The sequence below is a fragment of the Kitasatospora sp. NPDC022856 genome (assembly GCF_055561235.1).
In genome coordinates, this window is sequence record NZ_JBVHHE010000013.1 from 162,229 (window position 1) to 180,384 (window position 18,156).

An 18,156-nucleotide genomic window follows, 5' to 3' on the forward strand; every position below is an offset into this window, starting at 1 on the left:
CCTTCCGCCTCCTCCTCACCCGGCCTCCGGCAAGCGGGCCTCCAGGGCCTGCGCCAGCTCCGCGACGGTCTCCGGAGCGAAGGCGTGCTCGTTGTAGCGCAGCCAGCAGACCAGCCCGCCGTCCGGCTGCTCGACCGCCGCCAGCTCCGGCACGTGCCGGTCCCCGCCCGGCATCGGGTACGGCACGGTCGCGCTGCGCGGCACCTCCCAGGCGGTGCAGGCCAGCCCGGGCAGCTGGGCCGGCGCGCTCCAGCTCTCGTAGCGGAGCCAGGCGGCGAACGGCACCCGGGGGCTGAACTCCGCGAACGGGTAGAGCTGGTGGTCCAGGGCGGCCGTCGAGGCGGTCCGGACCCGGGCCAGCAGTTCGGCGAACCCGGGTGCGCCCGTCGCGTCGATCCGCAGCAGCAGCGACTGGACGAAGCAGCCCACGGCCCGCTCGGCCGCCGGTTCGGTCCGGCCCGGCACCGGGGTCATCAGCACCACGTCGCCCTGGCCGCTGCGCTCCGCCAGCAGGCCCAGCCAGACCGCCGCGAGCGCCTGGAAGGGCGTCGCGCCCGCCTCGGCCGCGCGGGCCCGCAGGGCCGCGGCCCGCTCCGGCGCGACGGCCAGCCGGTGGGCCGCGCTCAGCACGACCTCGGTGGACCGCCGCCCCGGGAACGGCTCCACCGCCGGCGGCGCGCCGGCCAGGGTGCGGGCGAAGTGGGCGCGGGAGGCCGGCCAGTGGGCGTTGGACCGGGCGACGAGCTCCCGGTACTCGGGTCCCGGCCGGGGGGCGGGCGCCGACCGGCCGCGCCGCAGCGCCGAGTAGAGCACGCCCAGCTCGCGCAACAGCACCCCGATCGACCAGCCGTCGGCGACCATGTGGTGCACCGCGAGCAGCACGGCGTGGTCGTCCGGGCCCCGGGTGACCACGGCGAGGCGGGTCATCGGCCCCTCGGCGATGTCGGTCAGCCGGTCCCGGACGGCGACCAGCCGGGCGGAGACCTCGTCGTCGCTCTCGTCCGGGGCCTCGACCGGGACGACCTCCACGCCCGGGTCCGCGTCGACCACCGCGCGCCGGATCCCCGGCTGCCCGGCACCCGGTACCGGGACGAACCGGGTCCGCAGCGCCGGGTGACGGCGCGCCACCTCGTGCAGCGCCTCGGCCAGCAGGTCGGTGCGCAGCGGCTCGGTGACCCGGAACATCACGGCCACCGATCCGACGTTGCGGCCCTCGGCCTCGGCCGTCCAGCGCAGGAAGTTCTCCTGCTGGGAGGTGAGCGGGAGGTCGTGCGGCTGGGCGCGCAGCTCCCGGAGGAAGTCCGAGACCTCCTCCTCGGCCGGTGGGCCCGGCTCCCGGACCGTGGTCGGCGCCTCCTTGAGCCAGGCCGCCTGGGCGCGCAGCGAGGGCCGTTCGAAGACCAGGGCGGTGCTCGCCGTGACGCCGAACTCGGCGGAGATCGCGGTGGCCAGCTGGACGGCCCGGAAGGAGTCCCCGCCGAGGGCGAAGAACTCGTCCTCGACGGCCCGCACCGGGCGGCCCAGCACCCGCCGCCAGAGCCCGGCCAGGGCGACCTCGCGGTCGGTGGCGGGCGGGGTGCCGGGGGCGGGGTCGGCCGATTCGGTGAACCGGGCCCGCAGTTCGTGCTTCACCACCTTGCCGCTGGGGTTGCGCGGCAGGCGGTCGGTGACCAGGATCCGGACGGGCAGTTCGGCGCGACCGAGCCGGGCGCTCAGGAACAGCCGCAGCTCGTCGAGGTCGAGGCCGTCCGCGGCGGGCACCACGGCGGCGACCGGTACGGCGCCCATCACCGGGTGCGGGACGCCCAGCGCGGCCGCGTCCGCGACCCGCGGGTGGGCGTGCAGCACGTCCTCGATGCGCAGCGTGGAGACCTTCAGCGCACCGGACTTGATGAGGTCGCTCTCCCGGTCCACCAGGTAGAGGTAGCCGTCCGCGTCGAGCCGGCCGAGGTCGCCCATCCGCACCCAGCCGTCCCGGAAGACGGCGGCCGACTCGCCCGGTCCGGCCACGTAGCCGCGCGGCGGGCCGGGCTGGCGCAGCCAGACCTCGCCGACGGCGCCGGACTCCACCGGGTGCCCGTCCGCGCCGAGCAGCCGCAGGTCGGCCGGGTTGGCCGGGCGGCCGACCGAGCCCGGCCGGCGGGCGTCCACGACGGCCGATATCTGGGCCGGCGAGGACTCGGCGGAAGTGTAGGTGTTGACGACGGTGGCGGTGGGGAGCGCGGCGGTGAGCGCCGTCGCGACCGGCGCGGGCAACGCGGCCGCCGAGGAGCTGACCAGCAGCACGCTGCCGAGGTCCCGGCGGTGGGCCACGCCGGAGTTCAGCAGTTCCACGGCCATCGAGGGGACCAGGAAGACGGTGCCGACCCGGTGTTCCTCGACGGTCCGGCCGAACTCCTCGGCGTCGAAGCGCGGCAGGCAGATCGTCGCGGGCGCCGCGACCAGGGCGTTGACCAGGACGACCTGGGCCGCGTTGGTGCCGATCGGGAAGGCGTGCACGGCGTGCGCCGAGTGGGCGTACGGCCGGGGCCTGGGATCCAGCCGCTGCCCCGCGGTGAGGCTGGCGTGCGCGGCGTGCACGCCCTTGGGCGCCCCGGTGGTGCCGGAGGTGCCGATCACCTGGGCCAGGTCCTCGGGGCGGGCCCGGTGCGGCGGCTCGTCGGGGGCGCCGGTCACCGCCTCCAGCGCGGCGAGCGGCAGGCAGGGCACGCCGGCCGCGGCCGCCCGGGGGTCCTCCGCCGGGCCGGCCACCGCCAGGTGCACCGCGCTCGCCGTCGCGAGCCGCGCGGTGTCCTCCGGGCCGAGGTCCTCGCGGACCACCACCCCGGCCGCGCCCGCGTAGTGGACCGCGAGGAAGGCCACCGCGTACGCGTCCCAGCCGTGGTTGGGGAACAGCAGCAGCACCCGGTCCCCGGGCCGGACCCCGGCACGGGCGAGTCCGTGGGCGGCGCGGACGGCGCGCTCGCGCCACCGGCGGTAGTCCAGCGGCGCGCCTCCGGGGACGAGCAGGGCGGTCCGTCCGGGGTGCCGGGCCGCCCGGTCGTCCAGCAGATCGGGCAGGGTGAGCGGGGTGCTGACGGTGGATCGGGTGTTGATGACGACTCCCGGAAGGGCCTGGACGGGGACTGCGGCCGATCGGCCGAACGGGTGAATGGTCCAGACCGTAGCGGCTGTGCGGGCCGGCCCGCCAGAGCCACCGGCCGGCCGGCCCCGATCGAAGCGGAACGGCGCCGGGCCCGGTCCGACCGTTTCCCCGCACGCGGCGGCGGCGGCGGTCGGACCAGCTCTAGCCCACCCGGCGGGTATCGGGTGTGTCGCGCCGTCAGCTCCCGCCCCGCCCCCCGCCGCGCGCCCTAGCGTGACCACCCGCAGGCCGCCACCGGAGGGAGAGCCGTGCCGAGACCACGTCACCGGGCCGCACTCGTCCTGGTCCACTTGCTGACCCTGGCCCTCGCCGCCTGCGGCAGCGGCGCCGACGGGGGCGGCGGACCGGTCACCCTCGACTGGTACAACTTCCCCGACGACTCCGGCGCCCTCCAGCAGGCCGCCGACTCCTGCGGCCGCGACTCCGGCGGGCGCTACTCGATCCGCTACAACAAGCTGCCGCGCACCGCCGACGGCCAGCGCCAGCAGCTGGTGCGCCGGCTCGCCGCGCACGACGCCGGGGTGGACATCATGGGCCTCGACGTCACCTGGGCGCCCGAGTTCGCCGAGGCCGGCTGGATCCGCGAGTGGACCGGCGCGCTCAAGGAGCAGGCCGGCGCGGACACCCTGGCCGCCGCGCTGAAGACCGCGACCTGGAAGGACCGGCTGTACGCCGTCCCGTACAACTCAAACACCCAACTGCTCTGGTACCGCGACGACCTGGTCCCCACCCCGCCGCGCACCTGGGCCGAGATGCTCGGCATGGCCGACGCGCTGGCCAAGGCCGGCAAACCGCACTTCGTCGAGGTCCAGGGCGCCCAGTACGAGGGCCTGACGGTCTGGTTCAACACCCTGGTGACCAGCGCCGGCGGTTCGGTGCTCACCCCCGACGCGACCGCCCCCTCGCTCGGGCCGCCGGCCGTCACCGCCGCCGGCGTCATCCGGGACCTCGCCCACTCCCCCGCCGCCGACCCCTCGCTCTCCAACCAGATGGAGGACCAGAACCGGCTGGCGATGGAGTCCGGTTCCGCCGCCTTCGAACTCAACTACCCGTTCGTCTACCCGGCGATGAAGGCCGACCAGCCCGAGCTGTTCCCGCACTTCCGCTGGGCGCCCTACCCGGCCGTCCTCCCGGACCGCCCGGCGAGCGTGACCATCGGCGGGATCGACCTCGCGGTCGGTGCCTACAGCCGGCACCCCGAGCTGGCCCAGGAGGCCACCCTCTGCCTGCGCAACCGCGACAACCAGCTGACCAACGCGCTCAAGGGCGGCCTGCCGCCGTCGCTGCGCAGCCTCTACACCGCCGCCGAGCTGACCGACAGCTACCCGTTCGCCGCCGACGTGCTGGCGGCGCTGGACTCCGCCTCCGTCCGGCCGCAGACGCCCGCCTACCAGAACGTCTCGATCGCGATCTCGCACGCGCTCTCCCCACCGTCCGCCGTGCAGCCGGAGAGCACCGTCTCCGCGCTGAACGGCCAGCTCAGGGACGCGCTCGGCTCGAAGGGGCTGATCCCGTGACCAGGCCGCCCACCCTCCCCGCGACAGCCCCGAAGGGCCTGTCCGAGGGCTCGCGCCAGGAGCGCCGGCTCGGCTGGCTGCTCTGCGCCCCGGCCGTGCTGGTGATGACCGCCGTGACGGCCTACCCGGTCGGCTACGCCGTCTACCTCTCCCTCCAGCGCTACGACCTGCGCTTCCCCCAGCAGGCGGAGTTCGTCTGGTTCGGCAACTACGCCGCCGTGCTCTCCTCCCCGTTCTGGTGGCAGGCGCTCTGGGTGACGGTGCTGATCACCGCCGTCTCGGTGGCCATCGAGCTGGTGCTGGGGCTCGCCCTGGCGCTGGTGATGCACCGGGCGGTGTTCGGCCGGGGCACGGTGCGCACCGCCGTCCTGGTGCCGTACGGGATCGTCACCGTGGTCGCCGCCTACTCCTGGCAGTACGCCTGGACGCCGGACACCGGCTACCTGGCCGCGCTGCTGCCCGAGGGCAGCGCCCCGCTCACCGACCACTGGCAGGCGATCGGACTGATCATCCTGGCCGAGGTGTGGAAGACCACGCCCTTCATGGCGCTCCTGCTGCTGGCCGGTCTGGCGCTCGTCCCCGGGGAGACCGTCCGGGCCGCGATGGTGGACGGCGCGACCTTCGGCCAGCGGCTGCGGCTGGTGATCCTGCCGCTGATGAAGCCGGCCATCCTGGTCGCCCTGCTCTTCCGCACCCTCGACGCGTTCCGGGTCTTCGACAACATCTACGTCCTGACCGGCGGGTCCAACGACACCGGCTCGGTGTCGATCCTCGGCTACGACAACCTCTTCACCGCGCTCAACCTGGGCATCGGCTCGGCGATCTCGGTGCTGATCTTCCTCTGCGTGGCGGCGATCGCGCTGGTCTTCATCAAGGTGTTCGGCGCCTCGGCGCCCGGTGGCGGGACGGAGGGCCGATGACCTCCCGACGCACACGCGCGGCGGCCGGCTGGGGCGTCGTCAACCTGCTGGTGGTGCTCTACGCGCTGTTCCCGGTCTGGTGGATCGCCGCGCTCTCCTTCAAGGACCCGAGCACGCTGAACGACGGCGACTTCGTCCCGCGCAAGTGGACGCTGGAGAACTACCGCGGCATCTTCCAGACCTCGGACTTCACCCGCGCGCTGGTCAACTCGATCGGCATCGCCGTCATCGCCACCACCATCGCGGTCGTCCTCGGCACCATGGCCGCCTACGCGGTGGCCCGCCTGCGCTTCCCGGGCAAGCGGCTGCTGATCGGGATGTCGCTGCTGATCGCGATGTTCCCGCCGATCTCGCTGGTCTCGCCGCTGTTCAACATCGAGCGGGTCCTGGGCCTCTTCGACACCTGGCCGGGCCTGATCATCCCGTACATGACGTTCTCGCTGCCGCTGGCGATCTACACCCTGTCGGCGTTCTTCCGGGAGATCCCGTGGGACCTGGAGAAGGCGGCGAAGGTGGACGGCGCGACGCCCGCGCAGGCGTTCCGGCTGGTGATCGCGCCGCTGGCGGCGCCGGGGGTGTTCACCACCGGGATCCTGGTCTTCATCTTCTGCTGGAACGACTTCCTCTTCGCCATCTCGCTGACCTCCACCAACGCCGCGCGGACCGTCCCGGCGGCGATCGCGTTCTTCACCGGCAGCTCGCAGTTCCAGCAGCCGACCGGCTCGATCGCCGCGGCGGCCGTGGTGATCACGATCCCGATCGTGGTCTTCGTGCTGCTGTTCCAGCGCCGCATCGTGGCCGGCCTCACCGCCGGCGCCGTCAAGGGCTGACCCCCGAGAAGCACCCCGCAGGAAGACGTCCCAGGAAGGCAGGCAGGGCATGGCCGAGATCGTCCTCGACGGCATCACCAAGCGCTACCCGGACGGCGCGGTCGCCGTCCACGGCATCGACCTGACCGTCGCGGACGGCGAGTTCGTGATCCTGGTCGGCCCCTCGGGCTGCGGGAAGTCCACCACCCTCAACATGATCGCGGGCCTGGAGGACATCACCGAGGGCACCCTGCGGATCGACGGCCAGGTGGTCAACGACCGCGCCCCCAAGGACCGGGACATCGCCATGGTGTTCCAGAGCTACGCGCTCTACCCGCACATGAGCGTCCGCGAGAACATGGGCTTCGCCCTGCGGCTGGCGAAGACCGACAAGGCGGTGATCGCCGCCAAGGTCGAGGAGGCCGCCCGGATCCTCGACCTGACCGAGCACCTGGACCGCCGGCCCGCCAACCTCTCCGGCGGCCAGCGCCAGCGGGTCGCGATGGGCCGGGCGATCGTCCGCGACCCCAAGGCCTTCCTGATGGACGAGCCGCTCTCCAACCTGGACGCCAAGCTCCGGGTGCAGATGCGCACCCAGATCTCCCGCCTCCAGCGCCGGCTGGGCACCACCACCGTCTACGTGACGCACGACCAGGTCGAGGCGATGACGCTCGGCGACCGCGTGGTGGTGCTGCGCGGCGGCGTCGTCCAGCAGGTCGGCGCGCCGCAGAAGCTCTACGACGAGCCGGTCAACCTGTTCGTCGCCGGGTTCATCGGCTCACCGGGGATGAACTTCCTGGACGCCACCCTGGAGCAGGGCGTGCTGCGCACCGCGCTGGCCGACCTGCCGGTGAGCGACCGGCTCCGGCAGCGGCTGACCGCGGCGGACGCGCCGCGAGAGGTGGTCGTCGGGCTGCGGCCCGAGCACTTCGAGGACGCGGCCCTCCTGGAGCACCCGCACGGCGGTCGGACGGCCACCGTCGCGGTCGAGGTGCTGGAGTCGGTCGGCTCCGACGTCTTCGCGCACTTCACGGTCGAGGGCGAGGCGGCCGTCCCGGGTGCGCTGGAGGAGCTGGCCGCGCAGCGGCGGGACACCGGCGCCACCGCGCGCGGGCGCGAGGTGGTGGCCCGGATCGGCACCGACACCCGGGCCGCCGAGGGCAGCCCGCTGGAGCTGTGGATCGACACCGACCGGCTGCACGTCTTCGACCCGGTCTCCGGGGCCGCCCTCAGCCACGCCGACCGCTGAGCGCCCGGCCGGGCCCGCCGCCGGGCGCCCCGCGCCGACGTGCCGAAGCGGGTGATCCGGGCGATCATGGGGAAACGCGCATCGAAAGGTGGAATGCGATGTTCCAGCTCCTGTGGATTCTGCTCATCGGTTTCGTGCTGGGTGTCCTGGCCAAGCTGATCCTGCGTGGCCCGCAGGCGATCCCCTGGTGGCTGACGATGCTGCTCGGCGCCGCGGGCGCCTGGCTGGGCAACGCGGTGGCCGGCTGGGTCGGCGTGCGGCACACCTCGGGCATCGACTGGATCCGCCACATCCTCCAGCTCGCCTTCGCCGTCGGCCTGATCGCCCTGGTCGCCCCCGCCTGGAGCAGATCGCACCCCAGCCGGTAGGCACCCGGGTGCCCGCCGGCAGGCACCCGGCACCGCAGCCGAAGGGCACACCCGGCACCCCGGCCGAGGACGACACGTCCCGGACCGGGGTGCCGGCCGGCGGCCGGACGGCCGCGGCCCGGAGCACCGGTGGGCGGTGCGACCGGGCATGTACGACCGCGGCTAGACTCGCCCGACCGAAGTGGACACCTGTCCGGTCGGCTGCGGGCGCCGGCGGCGCGGCACCGGCCGGGGATCGCGCGAGGGACAGAACATGGTCGAGGCCTCCCCCAAGGTCGTTGTCGTCGTACCCACGTACAACGAGCGGGAGAACCTGCCGGTCCTCGCGGGACTGCTCGCTGACCTGAAGCTGCCCGGTCTGCACCTGCTGGTGGTCGACGACAACTCCCCGGACGGCACCGGCGAGGTCGCGGACGGGCTCGCGGCCCGGGCGCCCGGCACGGTCTCAGTGCTGCACCGCACCGAGAAGGACGGCCTCGGCCGGGCCTACGTCGCGGGCATGACCCGGGCCCTGGAGGAGGGCGCCGACGTGGTGGTGCAGATGGACGCCGACCTGTCGCACCCCGCCTCGGTCCTCCCGGTCATGGTGGAGACACTGCTGGCCGACGAGAGCACCGCCGTGGTGCTCGGCTCGCGCTACGTGCCCGGCGGCTCGACCGCCGAGGAGTGGCCCTGGCACCGCAAGGCACTGTCGGCCTGGGCGAACCTCTACGTCAACACCATCCTCGGCCTCGGCGTCAAGGACGCCACCGCCGGGTTCAAGGCCTGGCGCGCGCAGGCCCTGCGGGCGATCGACCTGCCCTCGGTGCACAGCAACGGGTACTCGTTCCAGGTGGAGCTGAACTACCGCGCCGTCCAGCGGGGCATGCGGATCCGCGAGGTGCCGATCCGGTTCGAGGAACGCGTCCAGGGCACCTCCAAGATGAGCCTCGGCGTACAGGTCGAATCGGCGCTCGCACCCTGGAAGCTGCTGCGCGAACAGCGCCGCCGGCCCTAGCACCGGGGCCGGCGCCGTCGGCCGGACGAGCGGCTCTTTCGAGTGCCGGTGCGGTGGATCAGCAGTGTGAGCTGCCAGGACGGGGAAAGAAGGGCGGCATGGCCCTACTCCCGGAGACCTTCGCCACCACGCTGCGCCGCAGTGCCCGACAGCCCTTCGTCGTCCAGACGGTCCGGGCCACGGTGGCCGCCACGCTCTCGTACGTGGTGGCCACCCGGCTGAGCAGCGAGCCGGCGCCGCTGACCGCCCCCCTGACGGCGCTGCTGGTCGTCCAGGTCACCGTCTACTCGACGCTGACCACCAGCATCCGCCGGGTCAACTCGGTGGTCGTCGGGGTGCTGATCGCGATCGGTTTCAGCTCGGTGGTCGGGCTCTCCTGGTGGAGCCTGGGCATGATCATCCTGGCCTCGCTGATCATCGGGCGGTTCGTCCGGGTGGACGAGTTCGTCCAGGAGGTGGCGATCAGCGCGATGCTCATCCTGGGCGTGAGCCAGGTGACCTCACAGGCCTGGGACCGGGTGCTGGAGACGCTGATCGGCGCCACCGTCGGACTGCTGTTCAATCTGCTGTTCGCCCCGCCGGTCTGGATCGACACGGCGGGCGAGTCGATCGAGGACCTCGCCCGGCGGGCCCGGCACCTGCTGCTCGGCATCGCCGAGGAGCTCGGCGAGCCCACCCCCGTGGAGCGCGCGGCCGAACGGCTGTACGAGGCCCGTCGGCTCGACCAGGCCATCGCGGACGTCGACGGCGCCCTGCGACAGGCCGAGGACAGCCTGCGGCTCAACCCCCGGATCAGCGAGGGGCTGCTCTCCCGGCTGGTGCTGCGGACCGGTCTGGACACGCTGGAGATCTGCGTGGTGGTGATCCGGGTGCTGGCCCGGTCGCTCACCGACCTCGCCAAGCGGCGGGCCCCGGGCGAGCGGCTGTTCCCGGCCGACGTCGCGGTCGCGCTGGAGGAGCTGCTGAGCCACCTCGGCGGGGCGCTGGTGAGCTTCGCGGTACTGGTCACCACCCAGGTGAGCCGCAACGCCGAGGAGGCCGAGCGGCGGCTGACCTCCGAGCTGGCCGCCGCCTGGGCCAGCCGGGAGAACGTCGCCCATCTGCTGCTGCTCCGGGTGCAGGAGCACCCGGAGGCCTGGCAGCTGCACGGTTCGCTGCTGGCCGAGGTGGACCGGATCCTCGACGAACTCGATCTGGAGCACCGCAGCCGGCGGCTGATGGAGGAACTGGACCGGGCCTCGGTGGCGAACCGGGAGCGGTTCTCCCGGTTCGCCCGGCTGCGGAGGCTGGCCCGGGGCGAGCGGCTGAACCCGGGCCGGCTGCGGAGGCGGCGGGCGGTCAAACAGCGGGCCTGAGGGCGTCGGGCCTGAGGGCAGCGGTCCTGAGGGCCCCGACGTCGGCCGGGGTCCTCAGGACCGACGCGGCGGAGGCGGTCTCAGCCCCGGGCGGCGTCGAGGAGCGGCTGGATCTCGATCTTCTGCATCCGCAGCATCGCCGCCACCACCCGGGCGGCCTTGGCCGGGTCCGGGTCCGCGATCAGTTCGGTCAGCACGCGGGGGACGATCTGCCAGGAGAGCCCGTAGCGGTCCTTGAGCCAGCCGCACTCGCTGGCCGCGCCGCCGTCGGCGGTGAGCTTGGCCCAGAGGTCGTCGACCTCCTGCTGGTCGGCGCAGTCGACCTGGAGCGAGATGGCCTCGGTGAAGTGGAACACCGGACCGCCGTTGAGGGCGACGAACTGCTGACCGTCGAGTTCGAAGGTGACGGTCATGACCCGGCCCGGCTCGCCGGGGCCGCTCTCGCCGTAGTGGGTCACGCCGGTGATCCGGGAGTTGGCGAAGACCGAGGTGTAGAAGCGGGCGGCCTCTTCGGCCTGGTCGTCGAACCAGAGGAAGGTGGTGATCTTCTGCATGGCCCGACGCTAGCCGCCGGGCCGCGGCGGGCGGCCGAGCCACGGCCGGAGGTCACCGGTTCGGCGCCTCCGGCCGTTCCCGCCCGGGCCCGGGCGGCGGCGCCGGGGTCAGTGCACCCAGCCCGCGTACCGCTGGGTGAAGCGCAGACCGGTGCCCGCCGTCACGACGACGTCGTAGCGGCCCTGCCTGTCCAGCGGCCAGGCCAGGTTGGCCTGCTTGCCGGGCTTGACCCAGACCGTCTGCGCGGTGCCCGCGAAGTCGTTGGGCACCGCGGTGAAGCCGACGTCGGTCAGGCCGTCGTTGACCAGTTGGAGGGTGAGCCGGGAGGAGTCGCTCAGATCGGCCGTCACGATCGGCACGCCGATGTCGTTCTGGCCGTCCTCACCGTCCCGGACGACGGTGCCGGCGAAGCGGCGGACGAAGCCGTCGGGGCCGTGGACGGTGAAGTCGTACCGGCCGTGCGTGGCGGCGGCGTCCCAGACGTAGGTGGCGGTGGCAGCGGGCGCCACCGTGTACGGCGTCCCGGCGAACGGGAGGACGATGTTGGGGTAGACGGTGTAGGGGAAGGCGACCGAGCCGTCGTTGCTCATCGTGCAGGTGACCTTGCCGGTCTTCCGGTCCACCTCGACGTCCGCCCAGGGCTGGTAGGGCAGGTGGCGGTGCGGGCGCTCGCCGGGCTCCTGGACGGGCATCGACTGGGTGCCGGCGGCGGGCAGCGCGACGCCGGGGAGCGCCGCCCCCGCGTCGGCCTTGGCCATCAGGGCCACGGTGTCGGGCAGCTCCGGTATCGAGAAGTCCGGGGCCGCGAAGTCGAAGCAGCTGGTGAGGTCGCCGCAGACGGCCCGGCGCCAGGCGGAGATGTTGGGTTCGGCGACCCCGGTGACCTGTTCCATGAAGCGCAGGACCGAGGTGTGGTCGAAGACCTGGGAGTTGACGTAGCCGCCGCGTGACCAGGGGGAGGCGACCCAGAGCGGCACCCGGTTGCCGAGGCCGATCGCGCGGCCCTGGGTGAACTCCTCGGGCGTACCGGCCTCGGGGGTGGGCGGCACCATGTGGTCGAAGTAGCCGTCGTTCTCGTCGTACATGACGAGGAAGACGGTGTGCTGCCAGACGGCGGGGTTGGACATCAGCGACTGGAGGGCCTGGTTCACCCAGTGCGCGCCGTACGCCGGGCCGGCGTTGGGGTGTTCGCTGAACAGGTAGGGTGCGACCAGCCAGGAGACGGTCGGCAGGGTGGCGTCCTTGCAGTGGGCGTCGAAGGCCGCCGGGTCGAACCTGGTCATCGCGTTGACGTAACGCGGGTCGTCCTTCGGGAAGTTGTGGAACTGCTTGAAGTAGGACAGGGCGTTGTCGTCGTAGTCGCCCGTCCGGTCGTCCTTGCTGGGGTTGTGGTAGACCCGCCAGGAGACGCCGGCCGCCTGCAGCCGCTCGGCGTAGGTCGTCCAGTCGGCGACGGGGTTGTCGGTCACCGGGGTGTTGTCGATCCAGGGGCCGGTGGTGCCGTCCCGTCCGGGGCCGGAGGTGCCCGTCCACAGGTAGAGCCGGTTGGGGTCGGTCGGGCCGGCCAGCGAGGTGAAGTAGGCGTCGCAGAGGGTGAACGCGTCGGCCAGCGCGTACTGGTAGGGGATGTCGGCGCGGGTGAAGTACCCCATGGTGCGCTCGCCCTTGGCGGCGATCCACTTGTTCATCGCGCCGTTGTTGATCGCCTGGTGACCGGTCGCCCAGTCGTGCGGGAGGCCGCCGGCGTTCTGCGCGTTGTACTTGGCCGTGTCCATCCGGTACGGCAGCATCGCGCCGCCGTCGGCGCGCCCGGCGTCGGGCTGGCGGAACACGTCGGTGCCGTCCGGGAACCGGAGGGCCTGCTTGTCACCGAAGCCGCGGACGCCGTTGAGGGTGCCGAAGTAGTGGTCGAAGCTGCGGTTCTCCTGCATCAGCACCACGACGTGCTTGACGTCCTTGATGGTGCCGGTGGGCCGGCCGGCGGCGGGAGCGGCGCTCGCGGGCGCGGCGGGCAGGCCGGTCAGTGCGGCGGCGCCGGCGGCCGCGGTGGCGCCGACGAAGGAACGACGGGAGAGATCGGACATGGCGAACTGGCCTCTCGGGGCGGGGGAGGGAGCAGGACGGGGCGGGAGGCCGTCAGAGCTGGAAGGTGGCGACCGCGGCGGCGCTGTCGGAGGGCCACTGGTTGGCGGCGATCGCGGCCGGGTCGGTCCCGGTGGCGGGCCAGTCGGCCACCAGGGTGTGCGCCTCGACCAGCTTCAGCGGGCCGGCGTACAGCACGTAGTCGATCCGGTCCTGCGGCTCCGGCTTGCTGCCCCGCTGCTTGCGGACCGGCGACCAGGTGGCCCCGGGCGCCTTGGCCGGGTTCCGGTTCTCCGCACGGAAGCTGTCGGTCAGTCCGGCCTCCTGGAGGGCCACCGTGACCGGCCAGTTCAGCGGGCCTACCCCGCCGTGGCTGGCCGCGGTGGCCGCCGTCCAGTCCAGGTGCGAGGGCGAGGAGAGCGCGCCGGCGAGGACCACCGGGGTGTGCGCGGCGGCCTCGGCGCGGACGGCCGCGGCGAGCGCCGTGGCCTGCTGGAGGCGAGCGGAGGCGCTCTCCCCGGCGGTCACCTGGGCAGCGCTCTGGCCGTCCTGCACCGCGTAGGGGCCGTAGTTCGCTTCGTCCAGGTGGGCGGCCCAGAAGCGGACGCCCCGGCCGCCCGGCAGCTGCACCGTCACACCGGCCGCGGGCAGCCCGGCGGTGACCGGGGTGACGGCGGACAGCGGGTAGCGGCTGAGGACGCCGACGCTGCCCGCGCTCTGGTAGGCGTACCAGCCGAGCGCGGTGGCCAGGCTCTGGGCGGCGCTGCCGGCCGTCTCCTGGAGGGCGAGCACGTCCAGGCCCTGGGCGAGCACCACCCGCAGCTGCTTCTCCACCGCGTCGGTGAAGGCCGCGCCGGCCTCGGCGAGGTTCCAGCTCGCCACCTTCAGCCGCAGCGGCCCTGCCGGGTCCGCCACCGGGATCTGCACGGTGACGGTGTCGGTGGCGCCCGCGCTGTCCTTCACGCCGAGGACCACCACCTCCGGGTTCTTCGGCGCGGTGGCGGGCGCGGTCCCGGTGAGCGTGCCGTCGGAGCCGACGGAGGCCCAGGCCGGGCCGCTGATCTTGCGGAACGCCGCGGTGCCCGCCGGGTTGCCGGCCGGCCGGGACCAAAGACCGCCGAGCTTGACCGAGAGGGCGCCCCCGGGCGCCACCGCCGCGGTGGTCAGCGCGTCGACCGCGCTGTGCGGGCGGACCACGGCGGGCTTGGGCCGGAAGGTGAAGGGCGCGGTCTGCGCCAGGACGCCGTAGCCGTCCTTGGCCAGCAGGTACGCGGTGTACGGGCCGCCGGTCAGCGCCGAGGTGTCGAGCTGCACGTCCCCCGCGGCGGCCGGGGTGTACTTCCAGAGCAGCGACGAGCCGGTGCCGGGCTTCCTGCTGCCGTCGTAGACGCCGACCCAGTTCTTGGCGTCCGGGGCGTCGGTGCTCCAGTGAAAGGTGAGCCTGTCGCCTTCGACCGGGTTGGCGGATGAGCTGAGCGTCAGGGCGCTGCCTGCGGCCACGGTGGTCCTGTCCGCCGCGCCCGGGCGACCGGTCCGCGGGAGGGCACGGCCGGGCCCGTCCGCGGCTGGTCACGGAGATCGGGATGAGGGTTGCCGGCAGTTGGCTGTACAACTGCGGGCGACCCCATTCATCCCAAGGTCGGCGACCGTCACGTGAACGACGCATGACGCGGTGTCGGGCGCTGCGGGAACTCCGGCCCTGACCAGGCCGCCGGCGCGGCGGGCGTCGATCGGGCGCGCTGGCGGGTGGGTGGACGGGCGGCGGTGCCGACCGGTGGGCGGTCAGGCCGCCCGGGGCGTGCCGGGGTCGGCGCCCGGGGGTGCGCTCGGCGGGCCGCCGTGGGCGGCTTCGACGAACTCCTTGAAGTCGTGCAGGTCGTCGATGACCTGACGGTCGACGAAACCGAGCGCCTCCCCGATCCGCTCCAGCAGACCCTGCGGTTCGACCTCCAGCTGGAGCATGATCCGCGTGCAGTCCTCCCCGAGACGGTGGAACGTCACCACGCCCGACTGCCGGACCTCCCCGGCCACCGCGGCCCAGGCCACCCGCTCGTCCGGCACCACCTCGGTCGTCGCGGCGTCGAACTCGCGGTGCGCGCCGGCCACGCCGACCACCCAGTGGGTGAGCTCCCCGCCACGCCGCTCGATGCTGACCACGCCGCGCATGAAGCGCGGGAAGTCCTCGACCTTCCGCCACTGTTCGTACGCCACCGCGAGCGGCACGTCGACCAGGACCGACTCCTCGATCTGTGTCATCACGTTTCCCTTCTCCGCCGAGGTCCGACCGCCGGGCCGGCGGTCGGTCGTAGGGGCGCCTGCCCCGGCCCCGCCCCGGTATGCACCCGGGCCGACGATCCGTCAGACGCCACCCGGCCGGCCCAGCGCGGATCCGGCGGCGGCGGGGGGGACGATCGGCCGCCGGGCAGGCCGGGGAGCGGGCGGCGGGGCCGGGGCGGGTGTGGGCGGCGGAGCCGGGGGCAGGCGGGACCCATTCCCGCGGACCGCCCCCGCGGGACCGACCCGAGGAAGGGAACCGCACACCATGGGGTGGAGCCTCGTCCGCCTGATCGTCGTCGCCGCTTCGGCCGCCGTCGCCGCCTACGGCCTCAACCTGCTCACGGAGGCCGTGGCACGACTGGTCGCCGCACGCGGGCACACCGGTCCCACACCGACCCTGCTCCGCGCCTGTCGGCCACCCCTGTTGGCGGCCACCGCCTGCGGACTGATGCTCGCCGGGGAGCCGTGGGCCCGTACCGCCCCGGTCGTGCACGCCGCCGTCCGGCATCTGCTGGTGCTCGCGACCATCGCCGCCTGCGCCTGGCTGGCCGCGCGGCTGATCGCCCTGGCGACGAGCGGCGCGATGCAACTCGCCGGGCGGCGGCGCAACCCCGCCTGGGCGGGCCGGGCCCGGACCCAGGCAGGTCTGCTCGGCCGGATCTTCCAGGCCACCGTCGCCGTGGTCGCCCTCGGGGCGATGCTGATGACCTTCCCCGCCGTCCGGGGGCTCGGGACCAGCCTGCTCGCCTCCGCCGGGCTGGTCGGCGTGGTGGCCGGGATCGCGGCCCAGAGCACCCTCGCCAACCTGTTCGCGGGCATCCAGATGGCCTTCGGCGACCTGATCCGGATCGGCGACGTCGTCGTGGTCGCCGGCGAGTGGGGGACGGTTGAGGAGATCACGCTCACCTCGGTGGTGATCGCCACCTGGGACCAGCGGCGACTGGTGATGCCGATGTCGTACTTCGCCGGCCGCCCCTTCGAGAACTGGTCGCGGCGCACCAGCAAGATCACCGGCACCGCGCTGTTCCACCTGGACCACCGCACCCCGGTGCCCGAGCTGCGGGCGGAGTTCGAGGCGTTCCTCGCCAAGAGCTCGCTGTGGGACGGCGAGGGCAGCGCCCTCCAGGTGGTCGACACCACACCGACCACCATCGTGGTGCGGGCCCTGATGACCGCGCCCGACGCCGACGCCGCGTTCGAGCTGCGCTGCCAGGTCCGCGAACACCTCGTCGGCTACCTGTGCGAGACCCATCCGCACGCCCTGCCCCGGGTGCCGGTCGCCCGCGCCGCAGGACGAGACGAGGCTCACATGTCGGGGTAATCACACCCTCTTTGCAGAATCACCACACATCAAAGGGGAATCGGCCCGAAGATCCCGGGTACACAGGGACAGACCGTCGCGGAACCGATGAAAGGACCGACATGGCTCCGTCCAGTGATGCTCTCCTCACCCCCGTGTTCCCCGTTCAGGGCCAGGCCCGGCCGAGCGCCGGGCCTTTGGGAGCCACCTCCGGAACGCCCGGTCTCTCCGGCCTCTCGACGACCACGGAGATCACCGAGCTTCCCGAGCTCCCCGAGATCGCCGAACCGAGCGAGGTCTCCCCCGCCGACGCGCGTGAACTGACCCGGACCCTGTTGGCCCGGCTCGACGCACTGGAGGAGGGCACCCGGGAGTACTCCTATGTGCGGGCCACGCTGATCGAGCTGAACATCTCCCTGGTCCGCTACGCCGCCCGGCGCTTCAATTCCAGCCGCGAGCCGCAGGAGGACCTGGTCCAGGCGGGCATCGTCGGCCTGATCAAGGCGATCGACCGCTTCGACTCCCGGCACGGTGTGGAGTTCACCACGTTCGCGGTGCCGACGGTGCTCGGGGAGATCCGCCGCCACTTCCGTGACACCACCTGGGCGGTCCACGTGCCGCGCCGCCTCCAGGAGCTGCGGCTGACCCTGGCCAGGGCCCAGGAGCAGCTCACCCAGCGGCTCGACCGCGCCCCGACCGTCGCCGAGCTGGCCGAGCACCTGTCGCTCACCCCGGAGGAGGTGACCGAGGGGCTGACCGCCGCCAACGGCCACACCGTGGGGTCGCTCGACCTGGGCTCCGAGTCCACCGACGACGACTCCCGGGGCTCCCTGGCCGACCGGCTCGGCATGGAGGACGGCCGGCTGGAGAAGATCGAGAGCCTGGTCGCCCTGAAGCCCCTGATCGCCGCGCTGCCCGAGCGTGACCGGCAGATCCTCTCGATGCGCTTCACCGAAGAGCTCACGCAGTCCGAGATCGGCGCCCGGCTGGGCGTCTCCCAGATGCACGTCTCCCGGCTGCTCAGCCGGATCCTCGGCCGGCTCCGCGCCGGTCTGGACCAGGACTGACCGAGCGACCCCGGCGGCCGGGGCGTCACTCCTCCTGTGGGGCGTGCGCCTTGGCCGCGGGCTTTCCCCCGCGTATGGTCGAAGGGAACTCTCTGGAGGGGAAAGACAACCACGATGCCAGTCGAGGACGAGCAGTACCGGATCACGGCGGCGGCGAGCACTCTGCCGCACGCGCTGACCGTGGACATAAGGCGGGCCGACGCCGAGGCGGCGGTCTGCGCGGTGGCGGGTGATCTCGACATCGACAGCCTCCTGCCCGCCGAGCGGGCGCTGACCTCCCTGGTCGACGAGGGCACCCCCCTGGTCGTGGTCGATCTGGAGGGCGTCGGCTTCTGCGACTCCTCCGGCCTGAACCTGTTGTTGAAGACCCGCCTGGCCGCCTCCGCCGCCGGGGTGGAGTTCCGCCTCGCGGCCGTGGCCACGCCGGTCGCCCGCGTCCTGGAACTGACCGGCGCCGGCGCCGTGTTCTCCATCCATGACTCGGTCGGCGCGGCGCTCGTCCGTTGAGCACGACC

At 73.5% G+C, this 18,156-nt stretch carries 15 protein-coding genes; 10 read left to right on the forward strand and 5 right to left on the reverse strand.

What is annotated here, in order from left to right; all coding sequences use genetic code 11:
• Positions 1 to 15: 15 nt before the first annotated feature.
• Positions 16 to 3,153 (reverse strand): class I adenylate-forming enzyme family protein, encoded by a 3,138-nt coding sequence (locus ACZ34W_RS18465; protein ID WP_465605514.1) that lies wholly within the window; start codon positions 3,151 to 3,153, stop codon positions 16 to 18.
• A gap of 240 nt (positions 3,154 to 3,393) precedes the next feature.
• Between ACZ34W_RS18465 and ACZ34W_RS18470 the strand changes: the two genes are divergently transcribed.
• From ACZ34W_RS18470 to ACZ34W_RS18500, 7 genes are all read left to right on the forward strand, one after another.
• A complete protein-coding gene (locus tag ACZ34W_RS18470; protein ID WP_359807174.1) occupies positions 3,394 to 4,662 on the forward strand; it encodes an ABC transporter substrate-binding protein in 1,269 nt (422 codons plus the stop codon).
• Complete coding sequence (locus ACZ34W_RS18475) at positions 4,659 to 5,582, forward strand: carbohydrate ABC transporter permease (protein WP_329491347.1); 924 nt, start codon at positions 4,659 to 4,661, stop codon at positions 5,580 to 5,582. The genes ACZ34W_RS18470 and ACZ34W_RS18475 overlap by 4 nt, the downstream gene beginning before the upstream one ends.
• Positions 5,579 to 6,412, forward strand: a complete 834-nt coding sequence (locus ACZ34W_RS18480) for a carbohydrate ABC transporter permease (protein ID WP_329491346.1) — start codon at positions 5,579 to 5,581, stop codon at positions 6,410 to 6,412. The genes ACZ34W_RS18475 and ACZ34W_RS18480 overlap by 4 nt, the downstream gene beginning before the upstream one ends.
• Positions 6,413 to 6,461: 49 nt before the next feature.
• A complete protein-coding gene (locus ACZ34W_RS18485) occupies positions 6,462 to 7,640 on the forward strand; it encodes an ABC transporter ATP-binding protein (protein WP_465605395.1) in 1,179 nt (392 codons plus the stop codon).
• Between the two features lie 98 nt (positions 7,641 to 7,738).
• Positions 7,739 to 8,008 (forward strand): GlsB/YeaQ/YmgE family stress response membrane protein, encoded by a 270-nt coding sequence (locus ACZ34W_RS18490; protein ID WP_329491344.1) that lies wholly within the window; start codon positions 7,739 to 7,741, stop codon positions 8,006 to 8,008.
• A gap of 253 nt (positions 8,009 to 8,261) precedes the next feature.
• On the forward strand, positions 8,262 to 9,005 hold the full coding sequence (locus tag ACZ34W_RS18495; RefSeq protein ID WP_329491343.1) for a polyprenol monophosphomannose synthase: 744 nt from the start codon (positions 8,262 to 8,264) through the stop codon (positions 9,003 to 9,005).
• A gap of 98 nt (positions 9,006 to 9,103) precedes the next feature.
• Entirely contained in the window at positions 9,104 to 10,360 is a 1,257-nt protein-coding gene (locus tag ACZ34W_RS18500) for an FUSC family protein (protein ID WP_329491342.1), read from the forward strand.
• Between the two features lie 80 nt (positions 10,361 to 10,440).
• Here the strand turns inward: ACZ34W_RS18500 and ACZ34W_RS18505 are convergent, their stop codons facing one another.
• From ACZ34W_RS18505 to ACZ34W_RS18520, 4 genes are all read right to left on the reverse strand, one after another.
• Positions 10,441 to 10,914, reverse strand: coding sequence for a VOC family protein (locus ACZ34W_RS18505; protein WP_329491341.1), 474 nt, complete (start codon positions 10,912 to 10,914; stop codon positions 10,441 to 10,443).
• A gap of 108 nt (positions 10,915 to 11,022) precedes the next feature.
• Positions 11,023 to 12,999 (reverse strand): phosphocholine-specific phospholipase C, encoded by a 1,977-nt coding sequence (locus ACZ34W_RS18510; protein ID WP_465605398.1) that lies wholly within the window; start codon positions 12,997 to 12,999, stop codon positions 11,023 to 11,025.
• Positions 13,000 to 13,051: 52 nt separating this feature from the next.
• A complete protein-coding gene (locus tag ACZ34W_RS18515; RefSeq protein WP_465605400.1) occupies positions 13,052 to 14,497 on the reverse strand; it encodes an endonuclease/exonuclease/phosphatase family protein in 1,446 nt (481 codons plus the stop codon).
• A gap of 282 nt (positions 14,498 to 14,779) precedes the next feature.
• Entirely contained in the window at positions 14,780 to 15,253 is a 474-nt protein-coding gene (locus ACZ34W_RS18520) for an SRPBCC family protein (RefSeq protein ID WP_329491338.1), read from the reverse strand.
• Between the two features lie 286 nt (positions 15,254 to 15,539).
• Between ACZ34W_RS18520 and ACZ34W_RS18525 the strand changes: the two genes are divergently transcribed.
• From ACZ34W_RS18525 to ACZ34W_RS18535, 3 genes are all read left to right on the forward strand, one after another.
• The gene (locus ACZ34W_RS18525; RefSeq protein ID WP_329491337.1) at positions 15,540 to 16,595 is read left to right on the forward strand and encodes a mechanosensitive ion channel family protein; all 1,056 of its coding nucleotides are present in this window, start codon (positions 15,540 to 15,542) and stop codon (positions 16,593 to 16,595) included.
• Between the two features lie 101 nt (positions 16,596 to 16,696).
• Positions 16,697 to 17,641 carry a SigB/SigF/SigG family RNA polymerase sigma factor gene (locus ACZ34W_RS18530; protein ID WP_442906904.1) on the forward strand — a complete coding sequence of 315 codons (945 nt, stop codon included), beginning with the start codon at positions 16,697 to 16,699 and terminating at the stop codon, positions 17,639 to 17,641.
• A gap of 114 nt (positions 17,642 to 17,755) precedes the next feature.
• Positions 17,756 to 18,148 carry an STAS domain-containing protein gene (locus tag ACZ34W_RS18535; protein ID WP_329491335.1) on the forward strand — a complete coding sequence of 131 codons (393 nt, stop codon included), beginning with the start codon at positions 17,756 to 17,758 and terminating at the stop codon, positions 18,146 to 18,148.
• Positions 18,149 to 18,156 lie beyond the last annotated feature (8 nt).